We start from the raw sequence: 13,437 nt of genomic DNA on the forward strand, positions 1-13,437 counted from the left end.
TCGTTCACTTGAATTGGGTCCGGTACACGTGGCCGTCGACTCCGCGGAACACCGCGTCCACGGCTCCGTCCGGGCCGGCGACCGCGCCGAGCGATCCGTCGAACGCGGCGCTCGGGAACTCCTGCCGCTTGCTCCAGCCCTGCCAGGCGCCGTCGGCGTAGCGCTGCTGCCAGAGCGTGTAGTCGGCAGCGCGCACATAGAGCAGCACCGCGTCCCCGGCGGCGACCAGCGTCGGGCTGCCGCTGACGGTGCCGCCGAGGGACGTCCACGCCGACCACTCCCCCGACGTGTCACGGGACCGGGTCCACACGTCGTCGGCGGCGGTGCGTACGGCGACATGGACGCGCCCCTGCGCGTCGACGACGGCGGACGGGCGGCCGTACGTCGTCCGGTCACCGGGCGCGCCGAGCGAGGACCAACCGGTTCCCGGACCGCGCTGGACGACCGTGCCGTCGGCGCCGCGCGCGAACAGCGTCCAGTGGGCGGGGTCGGTGAAGGCCACGGATGGGGCGTCGGTCAACTCGCCGCCCAGGGACTGCCATCGACCCCAGCGGCCGTCGGCGTAGACCCGCCGGTAGGCCCGGGAGTCGGCGCCGCGCACAAAGACGTCGATCCGGCCGCCGGCGGAGGCGTACGCGGCGGGCTGGCCGAGGATCCGGCCCCCGGCGGGCCCCCCGAGGTCCTTCGTCCGCCCGCCTGTGCTCTCGACGAGTGAGCCGTGCGGCCCCCGGAGGAAGGTGGCGCCGTCGCTCGTCACGGCCGGGCTCGCCGTGGCCGTGACGCCCAGGTCCGTCCCCGGCAGGGCGTCGGCGCCGGTCAGCTTGAGGAACGCGGTGCCGTGCGCGGGGACTTCCACGGTGTACGACCCGGTGTGCGTGCCCCGGTCGGCACGCGCCCGCAGGTCACGCACCCGCACCGGGCCGCCGAGGCCGGCGTCGGCGAACTGGACGGTGCGCTCGGCCGGTTGGTCGGAGCGGTTGAGCAGGACGACCGCGCGCTGCCCGTGCCCACGCAGCACCTTGCTGTACACGTCGCCGGTCGAGTCGGTCGCCACCCGTACGCCCTGGACGGCGAGGGGGTCCTGGTCGACGGAGATGATCTCCGGGTTGGTGAGCGTGCCGAGCATCGAGTCGGACAGCGTGCGCGGGTCGGAACCCAGGATCAGCGGCGAGCCCATCTCGGCCCACATCACGAGCTGGGTGGTGGACTCCTCCTGGCTCAGCTCGTACGTCCCGTCGGTCATCTTCCGCATCGGGATGAGGTAGTCCGGGTCGTTGTAGTGGCCGGGGCCCTGCGCCTCGGGGTGCCAGGCGTTGGCGTCCATGCTGCGCAGGATGTTGGGCCACTCGCCGGGGCTCGGGGTGCCCCAGGCGAGGTCGGTGCCGGTGCGCCAGGAGTCGGCGATCGCCGGGGCGTACACGTACGTGTTGTGCGCGTCCTGCTCGGGCGTGTGGGGCAGGCCCCAGTCGTCGGTGAGCGGGTTGCACAGGTTCAGCAGCATCTTGCGGCCGGACTTGGCGACCGCGTCGCTGAACTCCTTGAACGCCGGCCCCGGATCGAGCTTCGCGCCGATCCCGCACAGGAAGTCGACCTTGATGGCGTCGATCTTCCAGTCGGCGAACTGCTTCGCGTCCTGCTCGTAGTACCCGCGGCTGCCGAGTCCGCACCACTTCCCGCCGTCGTAGGCGCCGGCGTCGGTGTAGATGCCGGCCCGCAGTCCGCGTTTGTGCAGGTACGAGACGAGCGCCGGGATACCGGAGGGGAAGCGTTCGGGGTTGGCGACCAAGTGCCCCTGTGCGTCACGGGGGTTGTCGGCCTGCCAGCCGCCGTCAAGCCACACGATGTTGTAACCGGCGTCACGCAGACCGCTGCTGACCAGCTTGTCGGCGACGGAGCGCACCTCCTTCTCGGTGGGCGCGCCGAGGCCGTAGTAGGTGTTCCAGCCCATGTAGGGGGTCGGCGCGAGACCGCTGTCGTAGTAGGCGGGTGCGCCCTGGTCGACGGCGGTCGCGGCGACGGCGCCGGGGGTCGCGGTGGCGGCCAGGACCGCTGCGATCGCGGCCGAGAGAGCAGCTCGGGGCAGAGTCACGTTCGTCACGGCGAAGACTGTGGCCCGTGCCGGAAACAGTGTCAAGATTAATTACTAATTTAGGAGCAGTAGCCCTGACCGAGCCGGGGCGGGCTCGGTGGGCGGGTCACCTCAGCCGCCGGTCAGTACCCGGACGGGGGTGCCGTCGAGGAAAGCGGTGATGTCCTCCACCGCCTCCGTGTAGAAGGTGCGGTAGTTGCGCTCGGTGACATAGCCGAGGTGCGGGGTGGCCAGCACGTTCGGCAGGGTGCGCAAGGGGTCGTCGGCGGGCAGCGGTTCGGTCTCGAAGACGTCGAGTCCGGCGCCCGCGATCCAGCCCTCGCCGAGCGCGCGCAGGAGCGCGCTCCGGTCGACGATCGCGGCGCGGGAGGTGTTGACGAGGTGGGCGTGCGGGCGCATGGCGCGCAGTTCCCGTTCGCCGAGCAGTCCGCGGGTGCGGTCGGAGAGCACGAGGTGGACGGAGACGAAGTCGCTGCGGCCGAGCAGGTCCTCCTTGCTCGCGGCGAGTCGCGCTCCGGCGTCGGCCGCCCGCTCGGCGGTGAGGTTCGCGCTCCAGGCCAGCACGTCCATGCCGAAGGCGGTGGCCACGCGCGCCACCCGGGTGCCGATCCTGCCGAGTCCCAGCAGGCCCAGGGTCCGGCCCGCCAGGTCCTGGCCGACGGTGGACTGCCACGGCCCGCCCTCGCGCAGCGCGCGCTGCTCCACGGTGACCTGCCGGGCCAGGCCCAGCAGCAGCGCCCAGGTCAGTTCGACGGGCGGGGTGGGACTGCTCGCGGTGCCGCAGACGGTCACGCCCCGGGCGGCAGCGGCGGCGAGGTCGACGGAGGCGTTGCGCATCCCGGTGGTGACCAGCAGGCGCAGCCGGGGCAGCCGGCGCAGGAGGTCGGCGTCGACCGGGGTGCGCTCGCGCATGAGCACGACGATCTCGCAGTCGGCGAGTTCGGCGACGAGTTCGTCCCGGTCGGCGATGTGCTCGCGGAGGGTGCGCACCTCGGCCCGGCCGGCAAGCGGGCTCCAGTCGGCCATGGCGAGGGCGGCGCCCTGGTAGTCGTCCAGTACGGCACAGTGCAGGGTCATGCGGGCGTTCCTTCGTGTCGGCGGCCGGTCACAGGGGGCGCGTCCAGGCCTCGCCGGAGCGGGTCAGGGCGAAGGCCGCGGCGGTTCCGGCCGCGAGCAGCGCGGTGGCGAAGAGCAACGGCAGGGCGGCGCCGCCGTGCAGGACCGCGACGGCCCCGGCGAGGCCGCCGGCGAACATGGCCAGCACGGACACGGAACGGCGCCCCACCTTGCCGCCGGGGCCGCCCGCCGCTCCGCTGTCGGCGGCCATGCCGGTGACGGTCAGGGTCAGCACGGTGGTGGTCAGGTCGGGGACGGCGAGGGCGCGGGCGGCGGCGTTCTGGACGCCCATGGCGAGGCCCAGCAGGACGATCAGCGCGTACCGCGCGGGGCCCGTGGACGGGGAGCCGGTGATCTCGGCGACGAGGTATGCGGCCAGTACGAGAACCGTCTCGAGCACGAGCGCCAGGTGCAGTACCCGGCCCCGGTGGGGCCGGGCGCCATGCGCCACCCGGCCGCCGAGCAGGGCGCCCACGGCGAAGGCGGCGAGCGCCGTCAGCGAGGCGGCCAGCGAGAAGCCCGCGGCGCCCGCGACGGCGAAGCCCGAGAAGACCACGTTGCCGGTCATGTTGGCGACGAAGACATGGCCGAGGACGAGGTAACTGAAGGCGTCCACCAGGCCGGTCACCACGGTCAGGACGAGCATCACCGGGGGCAGCGGGCCGTGCCGGTCCCGCCGGTCCGGCACCACCGTGGCCCACGCGTCCCTCAGTACGGCGTACATGGTCGAACCTCCACCGTCGCCGGAACCGGTCCCGGCCTCCGGCGTCAACTCCGGGCGGCCGAGCGGTCCCACACAGGGATCCGCAGGCGGCGACGTCCTGCGCGGCCGCCCCGGCACGGTCGCGGCCCGGCCGCCGTATCGTACGACTTGTTGATCTCGAACGCCTCACGGCCCCGGCGCCCCGCCGGGACCGCCCCGTCCTCTCCTCGCCCTGCGGAGCAGCGCATGACAGCCACGACGTCGCCCGAGGGCGGTGCCGCACGCCCGGTGTCGGCCTGGGCGCCGATGGCCGCCCCGGTGTTCCGGGCCCTGTGGATCGCGCAGTTCGTGTCGAACGTCGGCACCTGGATGCAGACGGTCGGCGCCCAGTGGCTGCTCCTCGGCCACGGCGCCACGCTGGTCACGCTGGTGCAGACGGCGTCCAGCCTGCCCGTCGTCCTGCTGGCGCTGCCCTCCGGCGTGCTCGCCGACCGCTTCGACCGGCGCCGGCTGCTGATCGCCGCGCAGTTCGCGATGAGTGCGGTGGCCACGGTCCTGGCGGTACTGGCCTTCGCCGACGCGCTCGGCCCCGGCGCCCTGCTCGCGCTCACCTTCCTGCTCGGCTGCGGCACCGCCCTGATGGGCCCCGCCTGGCAGGCGATCCAGCCCGAACTGGTCCCCCGCGAGCAGCTCGGCGAGGCCTCCGCGCTGGGCGCGGTCAACATGAACCTGGCCCGCGCCATCGGTCCGGCCGCCGGCGGCGTGCTGGTCGCCGCGGCGGGCGCGGGCTGGACCTTCGCCTTCAACGCGGTGTCGTTCCTGGGCATCGTGCTCGTCCTGCTGCTGTGGAAGCGGCCGGCCGGCCCGCCCGTCCCGGCCGGCCGGCGCGAGAGCTTCGTCACCGCCCTGTACGCGGGCCGCCGTTACGTGTGGAACGCGCCCGGCGTCCGCCGGGTCCTGCTGCGCACCGCCCTGTTCATCCCCGGTGCCGCGGCCGTGTGGTCCCTGCTCCCGCTGGTCGCCGGCGAGTCGCTGCACCTGGGGTCCGGCGGATACGGCCTGCTGCTGGCCGCCGTGGGGGTCGGCGCGGTCAGCGGTGCCTTCCTCCTCCCCCGCGTCCGCGGGACGCTGGGCGCCAACGGCACGATGGCGGTCGGTGCCCTCGTCTTCGCGGCGGTGCTCGCGGTCCTCGCCACCGTCCATGTCACCTGGGTCGTCGCGCTCGTGCTGCTGCCCGCCGGACTGGCCTGGATCGGCGTGCTGTCCACCCTCAGCGCCGCCACCCAGACCCGGATGCCCGGCTGGGTACGGGCCCGCGGCCTCGCCGTCTACCTGCTGGTCTTCCAGGGCGGACAGGCCCTCACCGCCCCCCTGTGGGGCGCCCTCGCCCAGTGGCTCGGCCTCTCCGGGGCCCTGCTGGTCGCCGCGGCCCTGCTGCTGCTCGCCGCCGCGACGGTCCGCGTCTGGCCGTTGTACGACGCCAGCCGCATCGACCCCACCCCCTCCGACCACTGGCCCGCCCCGCCGCTGGTCTACGAGCCGGGCCCGGCCGACGGCCCCGTCCTCGTCTCCGTCGTCTACCGCGTCGCCCCCGACGACCGCGCGGCCTTCACGGACGCCATGCGCGACGTGGCCCGCTCCCGGCGCCGGACCGGCGCGCTCACCTGGGGCCTGTACGAGGACGGCACCACACCCGGCCGCTTCGTCGAGAACTACCTGGTGGCCTCCTGGGCGGAACACCTCGACCAGCACCACAGCCGGCAGACCACCACCGACCGCCGCTTCGAGGAGACCGCCCGCGCCCTGCTGCTGCCCGGCACCGAGCCGGAGATCACCCACGCCTTCGACGCCACATCAGGCCCCCGGGTCCACACCGGCTGAGCCCGCGGGAGGCCTCGAACCGGCGGGGCCCCGACGCATCAGCGTCGCTTCCCGGATGTGCATGGCGAACCGCTCGCGGCACTTGGCGCTGGCCATCGCTCCCCCACGGAGAATGACGGAGAGGCCGTTCCAGATGTCCTCTGAAACGACCTCTGACCTGCGAATCCGCAAGTCGGGACGACAGGATTTGAACCTGCGACCCCTTGACCCCCAGTCAAGTGCGCTACCAAGCTGCGCCACGTCCCGGTGCGCTCACCCGCGGTGGCCCGCGTGATCGCGCGAACAGCACCTTACCCCACGGAGCCGGAGGCGCCGAAAGCGGACGTGGGAGGGGAGGGACAATCGGTCGTATGGAGAACGCGCGGACAGCGGCACGGGACCGGGACACGGAGGGCCGGGCACGCAACGCCCGGCCCCGCGACGGGCTGGGGCGGCCGCTGCCGTACGGCACGCAAGGCGTCGAGCGGCAGCCGGAGGGGGTCGTACGGACTCCCGCGGAGACGGTCGCCGAGGCGCAGGCACTGCTGGACGCCGGGAAGCCGTTCCACGCCCACGAGGTGTTCGAGGACGCCTGGAAGTCGGGGCCCGAGGAGCAGCGGGCGCTGTGGCGGGGGCTGGCACAGCTGGCTGTGGGGCTCACGCACGCGGCCCGGGGGAACGTGACCGGTGGGGCGCGGCTGCTGCGGCGCGGGGCCGGCGCGGTCGAGGAGTGGGCGGCCGGGAGCGGGGAGCGGCGGCCGTTCGGGATGGACGTGGAGGGGCTCGCCCGCTGGGCCCGGGAGCTGGCCGGGCGCGTCGAGGGCGGCGGGAGCGGTGGCGGGAGCGTCGAGGCGGGGGCGGAGGCGCCCCGGCTGCGCGGCACCCCGTAGCACCGGGGTGACCCGCTGTCAGTGGCATGCGGCAGACTCGGGGGCGTGCGAAAGATTCATGTCATCGGTATCGGCGCGGGCGACCCCGACCAGCTCACCCTCCAGGCGGTCCGGGCGCTGCGGGACACGGACGTGTTCTTCCTGCTCGACAAGGGCGAGGTCAAGAGCGACCTCACCAGGCTGCGCCGGGACATGCTGGACACACACATACCGGACGGCGGCTACCGGCTGGTCGAGGCGCGGGACCCGGAGCGGGACCGGGCGGCGAGCGGTGGCGCGTACTCGCCGGCCGTCGGGGACTGGCGCAGTGCCCGCGCGGACATCTACGAGCGGCTGATCCGCGAGGAGCTGGGCGAGGACCAGACCGGCGCCTTCCTGGTGTGGGGCGATCCCTCGCTGTACGACAGCACGCTGGCGATCCTGGCGGAGGTGCTGGAGCGGGGCACGGTGGTGTTCGCGTACGACGTGGTGCCCGGTATCAGCAGCGTCTCCTCGCTGGTGGCCCGGCACCGTACCGGCCTGAACCGGGTGGCCCGGCCCGTGCAGATCACCACCGGCCGGCGGCTTGCCGAGGGGCTCCCGGACGGGGTGGACGACGTGGTGGTGATGCTGGACGCGCACCAGGCCTTCCGGCGGTACGCGGACCAGGACATCGACATCTACTGGGGCGCCTACCTCGGCACCCCCGACGAGATCCTGGTCGCGGGTCCGATCGCCGAGGCGGCGCCGCGCATCGAGCGACTGCGGGCCGAGGCGCGGGAGCGCAAGGGCTGGATCATGGACACCTATCTGCTGCGCCGGCACCCGCGCGGGCCGCAGGAGAACTGACCCTCACTCAGGCGGCTCCGCCGGGGGTCACGGTCACCGCGAGGCCCGGTGCGCCGGACCCGCCGGTCACCCGCCGGCGCCGCCCCCGCCGGTCACCCGCGGCGCTCGTCCCGGGCCGAGGCCCAGTCGGGTCAGCACGCCCGCCGGGTCCGGCACCGTCGTCACGCCGGCCGGCAGCGGCGGCCTGCGTACGACGACGACGGGCAGGCCCAGTTCGCGGGCGGCCGTGAGTTTCGCGGCCGTCGCCGCTCCCCCGCTGTCCTTCGTCACCAGGACGTCGATCAGGTTCTCGCACAGCAGCGCGGTCTCGCCGGCCACCGTGAACGGGCCACGGGCCAGCAGCACCTCGGTGTGCGGGGGCATGGGCGGTTCGGGGGGCTCCACGGACCGCACGACGAAGTGCCGGTCCGCCAGGTGGGCGAAGGCGGACAGCCCCAGGCGTCCCGTGGTCAGCAGGACCCGCGGGCCGAAGCGCGGCAGCAGGTCCGCCGCGGCTGCCAGGGAGTCCGCCGGGTACCAGCGGTCCCCGGGGCCGGGCCGCCACCCCGGGCGGCGCAGGACCAGGGCGGGGACGCCGGTCTCCGCCGCGGCCCGCGCCGCGTTCGCGGTGATCGTCTCGGCGAAGGGGTGCGTGGCGTCCACGAGGGCGGTCACGCGGTGCTCGCGCAGCCAGTCGGCGAGTCCGGCAGACCCGCCGAAGCCGCCGACCCGGACCTCGCCGGCCAGTGCGCCCGGCCTGCCGACGCGCCCCGCGAGGGAGGTGGTGACGCGGACACCGGGACGAGCGGCGAGGTCGGCGGCCAGCTCACGGGCCTCGGCGGTGCCGCCGAGGATCAGCACGTGCGGGGACATGCGCCGAGCGTACGGGCCCCTGCCGCTGCCGGGCGTACGGGCCCCCTGCCGGCGCCGAGCGTACGGGCCCTGCCGGGCCGGTGTCCGGCAGGGCGCGCGACGGCCGCCCGGCGGGGTGCCGGGCGGCCGTCGCGGGACCGGACCGCCGTCAGCCCTGGCGGGCCTTGAAGCGGGGGTCCTTCTTGTTGATCACGTAGACCACGCCACGTCGGCGGACCACCTGGGCGCCGGGCTTGGCCTTCAGTGCACGCAGGGACTTGCGGACCTTCATGGTTGTGTCCTCCTCGGGTCGGCCACCGGGGCCGGGTCAGGCGCGGGCGGTGGCGCCGCGGCCGTAGCGGCGCTCGAAGCGCTCCACCCGGCCGGCGCTGTCCAGGACCCGTGTCCGGCCGGTGTAGAAGGGGTGCGACGCCGACGAGACCTCGACGTCGACGAGCGGGTAGGTGTTGCCGTCCTCCCACTCGATCGTCCGGGACGAGTCGACGGTGGAGCGGGTCAGGAACGCGGTGTCCGCGGCACGGTCGCGGAAGACCACGAGCCGGGAGTCGGGATGGATGCGGGACTTCATGGGGTTCCTTCCAGGGGCGGTGGGGTGGTTCGCGTCAGCGCTCTTCGCGGAAGTCCACGTGCGCGCCGGCCACCGGGTCGTACTTGCGCAGGACCAGCCGGTCGGGGTCGTTGCGGCGGTTCTTGCGGGTCACGTAGGTGACGCCGGTCCCGGCCGTCGACTTCAGCCTGACGACGGGACGCGCGGTACTGCGGGCCATGAGGTACTCCCTTCATCCACACCCGGAACCACTGATCCGAGCATGTCAATCACGACCGGTCCAACAACGCCTCCCCCCGGCGCATTCCCGGCCCCGTCGGAGCGGCTAGCGCAGCAGCAGCTGGAGCCCGCCGACGATGGTCGCCGCGATGACCAGCTGCTCGAACAGCCGCTGGTTGATCCGGTCCACGGCCCATCGGCCGATGACCGCGCCGGGCACGACGAACGCCACGAGCGCGGCGTCGAGGAGCAGCGAGTCGCCGTCGATCAGGCCGAGCCCGGCGCTGAACGGGACCTTGGAGACGTTCACGATCAGGAAGAAGAACGCCGAGGTGCCGAGGAAGCCGAGTTTGCGGAAGCCGGCCGACAGCAGGTACAGGGACATCACCGGGCCGCCCGCGTTGGCGACCATCGTGGTGAAACCGCCGAGGACGCCGTAGGAACCGGCCTTCACCCGGCCCGCGCGGGTGGTGACCGCGTCCGGGTCCTCGGGGCCGTCGGCCGTGCGCCGCCGCCACAGGGTGACCCCGGCCATCAGCAGCAGGATCGCGCCGATCGAGGTCCGTACGACGCCGTCGTCGGCCCACACCAGGAACACCGTGCCGATCACCACGCCCGCCGCCACCGCCGGGAACAGCCGCCACAGCGTGGGCCAGTGGGCGTGCCTGCGGTAGGTGGCGACGGCCAGCACGTCGCCCGCGATGAGCAGCGGCAGCAGGACACCCGTGGAGGCGCGGGCCGGGAGGACGGCGGCGAAGACGGCGAGACTGACGGTGTTGGCGCCGCTGACGGCGGTCTTGGAGAAGCCGACGAGGAGTGCGGCGAAGGCCAGGGCGGCGAACTCCCAGCCGGATATGTGCCAGAGGGTCATCGTGTTCATGCGGAGACCGATGCTATGTCCAGACAAGCCGGTGGGGTAAGTGGCGTCTCATCGGCTCCCCCACGACACTCCGCACACCCGCGGCCGCGCGCGTTTGCGCCTGGTCAGCGGGGGCACACGGGCTTCCACGACCGCACGGAATGAAGCGGATCGAAGCGGCCCGAAGCTGATCGAAGCATCACGAAGCGGACCAGAGAATTACGAAGCTGACCGAAGCAGAACGAAAGAACGAAAGGGAGACGCGCGCCATGACCGTCGTGAAGAGCACGCTGCCCGACGGAGCACTCCAGGTCACCGGGACGGCTCTGCAGGAGACCCTGGTGGATCTGCTGGGACTGTCGCTGATCGGGAAGCAGGCCCATTGGAACATCGTCGGACCGCGCTTCCGGTCGATCCATCTCCAGCTCGACGAGGTGGTCGCCACCGCGCGCGCCCACTCGGACACCGTCGCGGAGCGCGCCGCCGCGCTGGGCGTGCCGCCGGACGGCCGTCCGGAGACCGTCGCGGCGGCCTTCGCGCTGCCCGGGGCCAAGGACGGCTGGCTGCGGGACGACGAGGTCGTGGACCTGATGGTGCGGACGCTGGAGGCGGCGATCGGGCGGCTGCGCGAGCGGATCGCCGCGACTGACGAGCCCGACCCGGTCACCCAGGACCTGCTGATCGCGATCACCGCCGACCTGGAGAAGCAGCGCTGGATGTTCGCGGCCGAGAACAGCTGAGCCGCGTCCTGAACGTCCTCCTCGACGGGCCCGGCCCGCGGTGGCGCGCCGCTGTGGACTTCCCGGCGCCGGTGCCGCAGTTCGGCACGGTCGCCGTGAAACCCTGACCGGGACACGTGCATCCGAGCCCGTCGAGGAGGACGTCGTATGCCGCCCCTGGTCGACCCCGTGCCCGGCGGGCACCCCGGTGATCTCGCCCGTGCCCACGCCCTGGCCCACGAACTGTCCGCGCAGGGTGTGCGCGGGATCGTGCTGGCCTATGTGGACACCGCGGGGATCTGCCGGGTGAAGACCGTCCCCTGCCGGCAACTGCACTCGGCGGTGGCCCGGGGTGTCGGCATGTCCCCGGTGTTCGACACCTTCCTGGCGAACGACGCGATCGTGCGCACCGACGTGCTCGGCTCGCCCGACGGTGACCTGCGCATGTATCCCGACCTGGACCGGCTGGTGGTGCTGGCCGGGCAGCCCGGCTGGGCCTGGGCCCCCGTCGACCGGTTCACCCAGGAGGGTGCCCCGCACCCCGGGTGCGGCCGCAGCTTCCTGCGCCGGGTCCTCGCCGACGCGGAGTACCGGCACGGCGTCACCTTCCGGGCGGGCGTCGAGATCGAGTGGTCCCTCGGCCGGGCGGCCGCGCCGGCCGACGAGTTCGTGCCGGCGACCTCGGGTCCGGCGTACGGCGCGATCCGGCAGATCGAGCTCGGCGACTACACCACCGACCTGCTCGCGGCCCTGGAGGCGCAGGAGGTGCCGGTCGCCCAGTTGCACCCCGAGTACGCGCCGGGCCAGTTCGAGCTCTCCACCGACGCGGCGGACCCGGTGGCGGCGGCCGACCGGAGCGTGCTGGTACGGCAGACCGTCCGTGCCGTCTCGCAGCGGCACGGACTGCGGGCCTCCTTCGCGCCGGCCGTCACCGAACGGGGCGTCGGCAACGGCGGCCACCTCCATCTCTCCGTCTGGCGCGACGGGCTCAACCTGCACGCCGGGGGCGACGCCCGGTACGGCATGACGGCCGCCGCGGAGTCGTTCGTGGCCGGTCTGCTGGCGCATCTGCCGGCGCTGACGGCGGTGACCGCGCCCAGCCCGGCCAGCTATCTGCGGCTCAGACCCTCCCAGTGGGCGGGGGTGTTCACGGCTTGGGGCCGGGAGACCCGCGAGACCGGGATCCGGGTCGTCACCGGCACGGCCGGCCACCAGGGCGAGGACGCCAACCTGGAGATCAAGCCGGTCGACCTGGCCGCCAACCCCTATCTGGCGCTCGGCTGCGCGATCACCGCCGGCCTGGACGGGCTCGGCACGGCGGCCGCGCTGTCCGACGAGGTCACCGACGACCCGGCGCGGCTGATCCCGGACGAGGCGGTGGCCCGCGGGGTGCGGCGGCTGCCGACCTCGCTGCCGCAGGCCGTGGAGGAGTTCCGGAAGGACCAGGTGCTGCGGAACGCGCTCGGGCCGGTCCTCGCGGACGCGGTGATCGCCGTCCGCGAGGGCGAGTCGGGGTCGGTCGCGGGGCTCGACGACGCCGGGGTGGCGGCGGCCTACCGCTGGAAGTACTGATGGCGGGACCGGTGGCGGAAGCCCTCGACGCGCTGCCCCTCGTCGACCACCACTGCCACGGCGCGGTCACCGCCGACCTGACCGAGCCGGAGTTCGCCTCGCTGCTGACCGAGGGCGAGGCCTGGCCCGGCGTGTCGCCGTTCGACAGCCCGGTGGGCATCGCCGTACGACGGCACTGCGCGCCGCTGCTCGGTCTGGACCGGCACGCCCCGGCCGCCGAGTACCTGGCGCGCCGGGCGGAGCTGGGCTGGCGGGAGGTCAACCGCCGGTTCCTGACGGCCGCGCGCGTGGCGGCGTTCTGCGTGGACACCGGGTACGCCCCGCATCCGGTCACCTCCCCCGCCGAACTCGCCGAGGCGGCCGGCGGCACCGCCTACGAGGTGGTGCGGCTGGAGGGCATCGCGGAGGCGGTGGCCGCGCGGGGTGTCGAGGCGGACGAGTACGCGAGCGCCTTCCGGGCGGCGGCCGAGACGGCGGTACGGCGGCCCGGGGTGGTCGCGGTGAAGTCGGTGGCCGCCTACCGCACCGGTTTCGGCCTGAACCCGGCCAGGCCGACGTACGCCGAGGTGACCCGTGCCGCCGCGCTGTGGCTGGCGCAGGGCGGCGGCCGGCTCACCGACCCGGTGCTGATGCGCCACCTGCTGTGGACGGGCGTCGCCCTCGGGCTGCCGCTCCAACTCCACGCGGGTTTCGGGGACTCGGACCTCCGGCTGCACCACGCGGACCCGGCGCTGCTCACCGACTGGCTGCGGCTGACCACCGGCACGGTCCCGGTGCTGTTGCTGCACTGCTGGCCCTACCAGCGCCAGGCCGCCTACCTGGCAACGGTGTTCGAGCACGTGCACCTCGATGTCGGGCTCGCGCTGCACTACGTGGGCGCCCATCGGGCCGGGGCGGTCCTGGCGGAGGCGATGGAGATCACTCCGTTCCGCAAACTGCTGTACAGCTCGGACGCCTATGGTGTGGCCGAGTTCCATCTTCTCGGGGCACTGTCCTTCCGGCGAGGGCTGGCCGGACTGCTCCAGGAGCGGGTGGACGCCGACGAACTGAGCCCGACCGACGCGGTGCGGATCGCCGCCTGGACAGGACGCGACAACGCCCGTCGCCTCTACGGACTTCCCGCATCCGAACCCGGCCGCGACTGAACGCGCGCCCCGCCCGGAAAGTATGATCAAGCAATGTC

Annotated in this window: 14 protein-coding genes and 1 tRNA gene; 6 read left to right on the forward strand and 9 right to left on the reverse strand. The window is 73.8% G+C overall.

Translation table 11 applies throughout. From position 1 onward, the window contains the following. Positions 1 to 4 precede the first annotated feature (4 nt). From MB828_RS35355 to MB828_RS35365, 3 genes are all read right to left on the reverse strand, one after another. Positions 5 to 2,089 carry a glycoside hydrolase family 27 protein gene (locus MB828_RS35355; protein WP_430381477.1) on the reverse strand — a complete coding sequence of 695 codons (2,085 nt, stop codon included), beginning with the start codon at positions 2,087 to 2,089 and terminating at the stop codon, positions 5 to 7. Positions 2,090 to 2,200: 111 nt separating this feature from the next. Continuing rightward, positions 2,201 to 3,166, reverse strand: a complete 966-nt coding sequence (locus MB828_RS35360; protein WP_301651747.1) for a D-2-hydroxyacid dehydrogenase family protein — start codon at positions 3,164 to 3,166, stop codon at positions 2,201 to 2,203. Positions 3,167 to 3,194: 28 nt separating this feature from the next. After that, a complete protein-coding gene (locus MB828_RS35365) occupies positions 3,195 to 3,929 on the reverse strand; it encodes a YoaK family protein (protein WP_301651748.1) in 735 nt (244 codons plus the stop codon). A gap of 225 nt (positions 3,930 to 4,154) precedes the next feature. On the opposite strand from MB828_RS35365, the gene MB828_RS35370 reads away from it, so the two are divergent. After that, positions 4,155 to 5,789, forward strand: a complete 1,635-nt coding sequence (locus tag MB828_RS35370) for an MFS transporter (RefSeq protein WP_301651749.1) — start codon at positions 4,155 to 4,157, stop codon at positions 5,787 to 5,789. 172 nt (positions 5,790 to 5,961) lie between these two features. On the opposite strand, the gene MB828_RS35375 is transcribed toward MB828_RS35370, so the two are convergent. Then, positions 5,962 to 6,035: transfer RNA gene (locus tag MB828_RS35375), tRNA-Pro, on the reverse strand. Between the two features lie 104 nt (positions 6,036 to 6,139). Between MB828_RS35375 and MB828_RS35380 the strand changes: the two genes are divergently transcribed. Beyond that, positions 6,140 to 6,658: a DUF309 domain-containing protein gene (locus tag MB828_RS35380; protein WP_301651750.1), complete on the forward strand. Its 519-nt coding sequence runs from the start codon at positions 6,140 to 6,142 to the stop codon at positions 6,656 to 6,658. 45 nt (positions 6,659 to 6,703) lie between these two features. Further along, a complete protein-coding gene (gene cobF, locus MB828_RS35385) occupies positions 6,704 to 7,486 on the forward strand; it encodes a precorrin-6A synthase (deacetylating) (protein WP_301651751.1) in 783 nt (260 codons plus the stop codon). 66 nt (positions 7,487 to 7,552) lie between these two features. On the opposite strand, the gene MB828_RS35390 is transcribed toward cobF, so the two are convergent. From MB828_RS35390 to MB828_RS35410, 5 genes are all read right to left on the reverse strand, one after another. Next, the gene (locus MB828_RS35390; protein ID WP_301651752.1) at positions 7,553 to 8,338 is read right to left on the reverse strand and encodes a cobalt-precorrin-6A reductase; all 786 of its coding nucleotides are present in this window, start codon (positions 8,336 to 8,338) and stop codon (positions 7,553 to 7,555) included. Between the two features lie 148 nt (positions 8,339 to 8,486). Further along, positions 8,487 to 8,609: a type B 50S ribosomal protein L36 gene (gene ykgO / locus MB828_RS35395; RefSeq protein WP_133022443.1), complete on the reverse strand. Its 123-nt coding sequence runs from the start codon at positions 8,607 to 8,609 to the stop codon at positions 8,487 to 8,489. Between the two features lie 36 nt (positions 8,610 to 8,645). Continuing rightward, positions 8,646 to 8,906, reverse strand: a complete 261-nt coding sequence (locus MB828_RS35400; protein ID WP_301651753.1) for a type B 50S ribosomal protein L31 — start codon at positions 8,904 to 8,906, stop codon at positions 8,646 to 8,648. Positions 8,907 to 8,940: 34 nt separating this feature from the next. Beyond that, the gene (gene rpmG / locus MB828_RS35405; RefSeq protein ID WP_046728127.1) at positions 8,941 to 9,105 is read right to left on the reverse strand and encodes a 50S ribosomal protein L33; all 165 of its coding nucleotides are present in this window, start codon (positions 9,103 to 9,105) and stop codon (positions 8,941 to 8,943) included. A gap of 105 nt (positions 9,106 to 9,210) precedes the next feature. Then, positions 9,211 to 9,984: a sulfite exporter TauE/SafE family protein gene (locus MB828_RS35410; RefSeq protein WP_133022441.1), complete on the reverse strand. Its 774-nt coding sequence runs from the start codon at positions 9,982 to 9,984 to the stop codon at positions 9,211 to 9,213. Between the two features lie 248 nt (positions 9,985 to 10,232). Here MB828_RS35410 and MB828_RS35415 point away from each other — a divergent pair, with 248 nt between their 5' ends. The 3 genes from MB828_RS35415 (at position 10,233) to MB828_RS35425 (ending at position 13,399) form a co-directional block, all read left to right on the forward strand. Continuing rightward, a complete protein-coding gene (locus MB828_RS35415) occupies positions 10,233 to 10,703 on the forward strand; it encodes a Dps family protein (protein WP_133022440.1) in 471 nt (156 codons plus the stop codon). Between the two features lie 147 nt (positions 10,704 to 10,850). Further along, positions 10,851 to 12,254 carry a glutamine synthetase family protein gene (locus tag MB828_RS35420; RefSeq protein ID WP_301651754.1) on the forward strand — a complete coding sequence of 468 codons (1,404 nt, stop codon included), beginning with the start codon at positions 10,851 to 10,853 and terminating at the stop codon, positions 12,252 to 12,254. Then, the gene (locus tag MB828_RS35425; protein WP_301651755.1) at positions 12,254 to 13,399 is read left to right on the forward strand and encodes an amidohydrolase family protein; all 1,146 of its coding nucleotides are present in this window, start codon (positions 12,254 to 12,256) and stop codon (positions 13,397 to 13,399) included. The genes MB828_RS35420 and MB828_RS35425 overlap by 1 nt, the downstream gene beginning before the upstream one ends. The last annotated feature ends 38 nt before the right edge of the window (positions 13,400 to 13,437 follow it).

The sequence above is a fragment of the Streptomyces arenae genome, from assembly GCF_022343545.1.
Taxonomy (GTDB): domain Bacteria; phylum Actinomycetota; class Actinomycetes; order Streptomycetales; family Streptomycetaceae; genus Streptomyces; species Streptomyces humi.

Excerpts from the sequence above, each read along its gene's own strand:
- MB828_RS35360 (WP_301651747.1), bottom strand. The coding sequence starts at position 3,166 with ATGACCCTGCACTGTGCCGTACTGGACGACTACCAGGGCGCCGCCCTC.
- MB828_RS35365 (WP_301651748.1), bottom strand. The coding sequence starts at position 3,929 with ATGTACGCCGTACTGAGGGACGCGTGGGCCACGGTGGTGCCGGACCGG.
- MB828_RS35370 (WP_301651749.1), top strand. The coding sequence starts at position 4,155 with ATGACAGCCACGACGTCGCCCGAGGGCGGTGCCGCACGCCCGGTGTCG.
- MB828_RS35380 (WP_301651750.1), top strand. The coding sequence starts at position 6,140 with ATGGAGAACGCGCGGACAGCGGCACGGGACCGGGACACGGAGGGCCGG.
- MB828_RS35390 (WP_301651752.1), bottom strand. The coding sequence starts at position 8,338 with ATGTCCCCGCACGTGCTGATCCTCGGCGGCACCGCCGAGGCCCGTGAG.
- ykgO (WP_133022443.1), bottom strand. The coding sequence starts at position 8,609 with ATGAAGGTCCGCAAGTCCCTGCGTGCACTGAAGGCCAAGCCCGGCGCC.
- MB828_RS35400 (WP_301651753.1), bottom strand. The coding sequence starts at position 8,906 with ATGAAGTCCCGCATCCATCCCGACTCCCGGCTCGTGGTCTTCCGCGAC.
- rpmG (WP_046728127.1), bottom strand. The coding sequence starts at position 9,105 with ATGGCCCGCAGTACCGCGCGTCCCGTCGTCAGGCTGAAGTCGACGGCC.
- MB828_RS35410 (WP_133022441.1), bottom strand. The coding sequence starts at position 9,984 with ATGAACACGATGACCCTCTGGCACATATCCGGCTGGGAGTTCGCCGCC.
- MB828_RS35415 (WP_133022440.1), top strand. The coding sequence starts at position 10,233 with ATGACCGTCGTGAAGAGCACGCTGCCCGACGGAGCACTCCAGGTCACC.
- MB828_RS35420 (WP_301651754.1), top strand. The coding sequence starts at position 10,851 with ATGCCGCCCCTGGTCGACCCCGTGCCCGGCGGGCACCCCGGTGATCTC.
- MB828_RS35425 (WP_301651755.1), top strand. The coding sequence starts at position 12,254 with ATGGCGGGACCGGTGGCGGAAGCCCTCGACGCGCTGCCCCTCGTCGAC.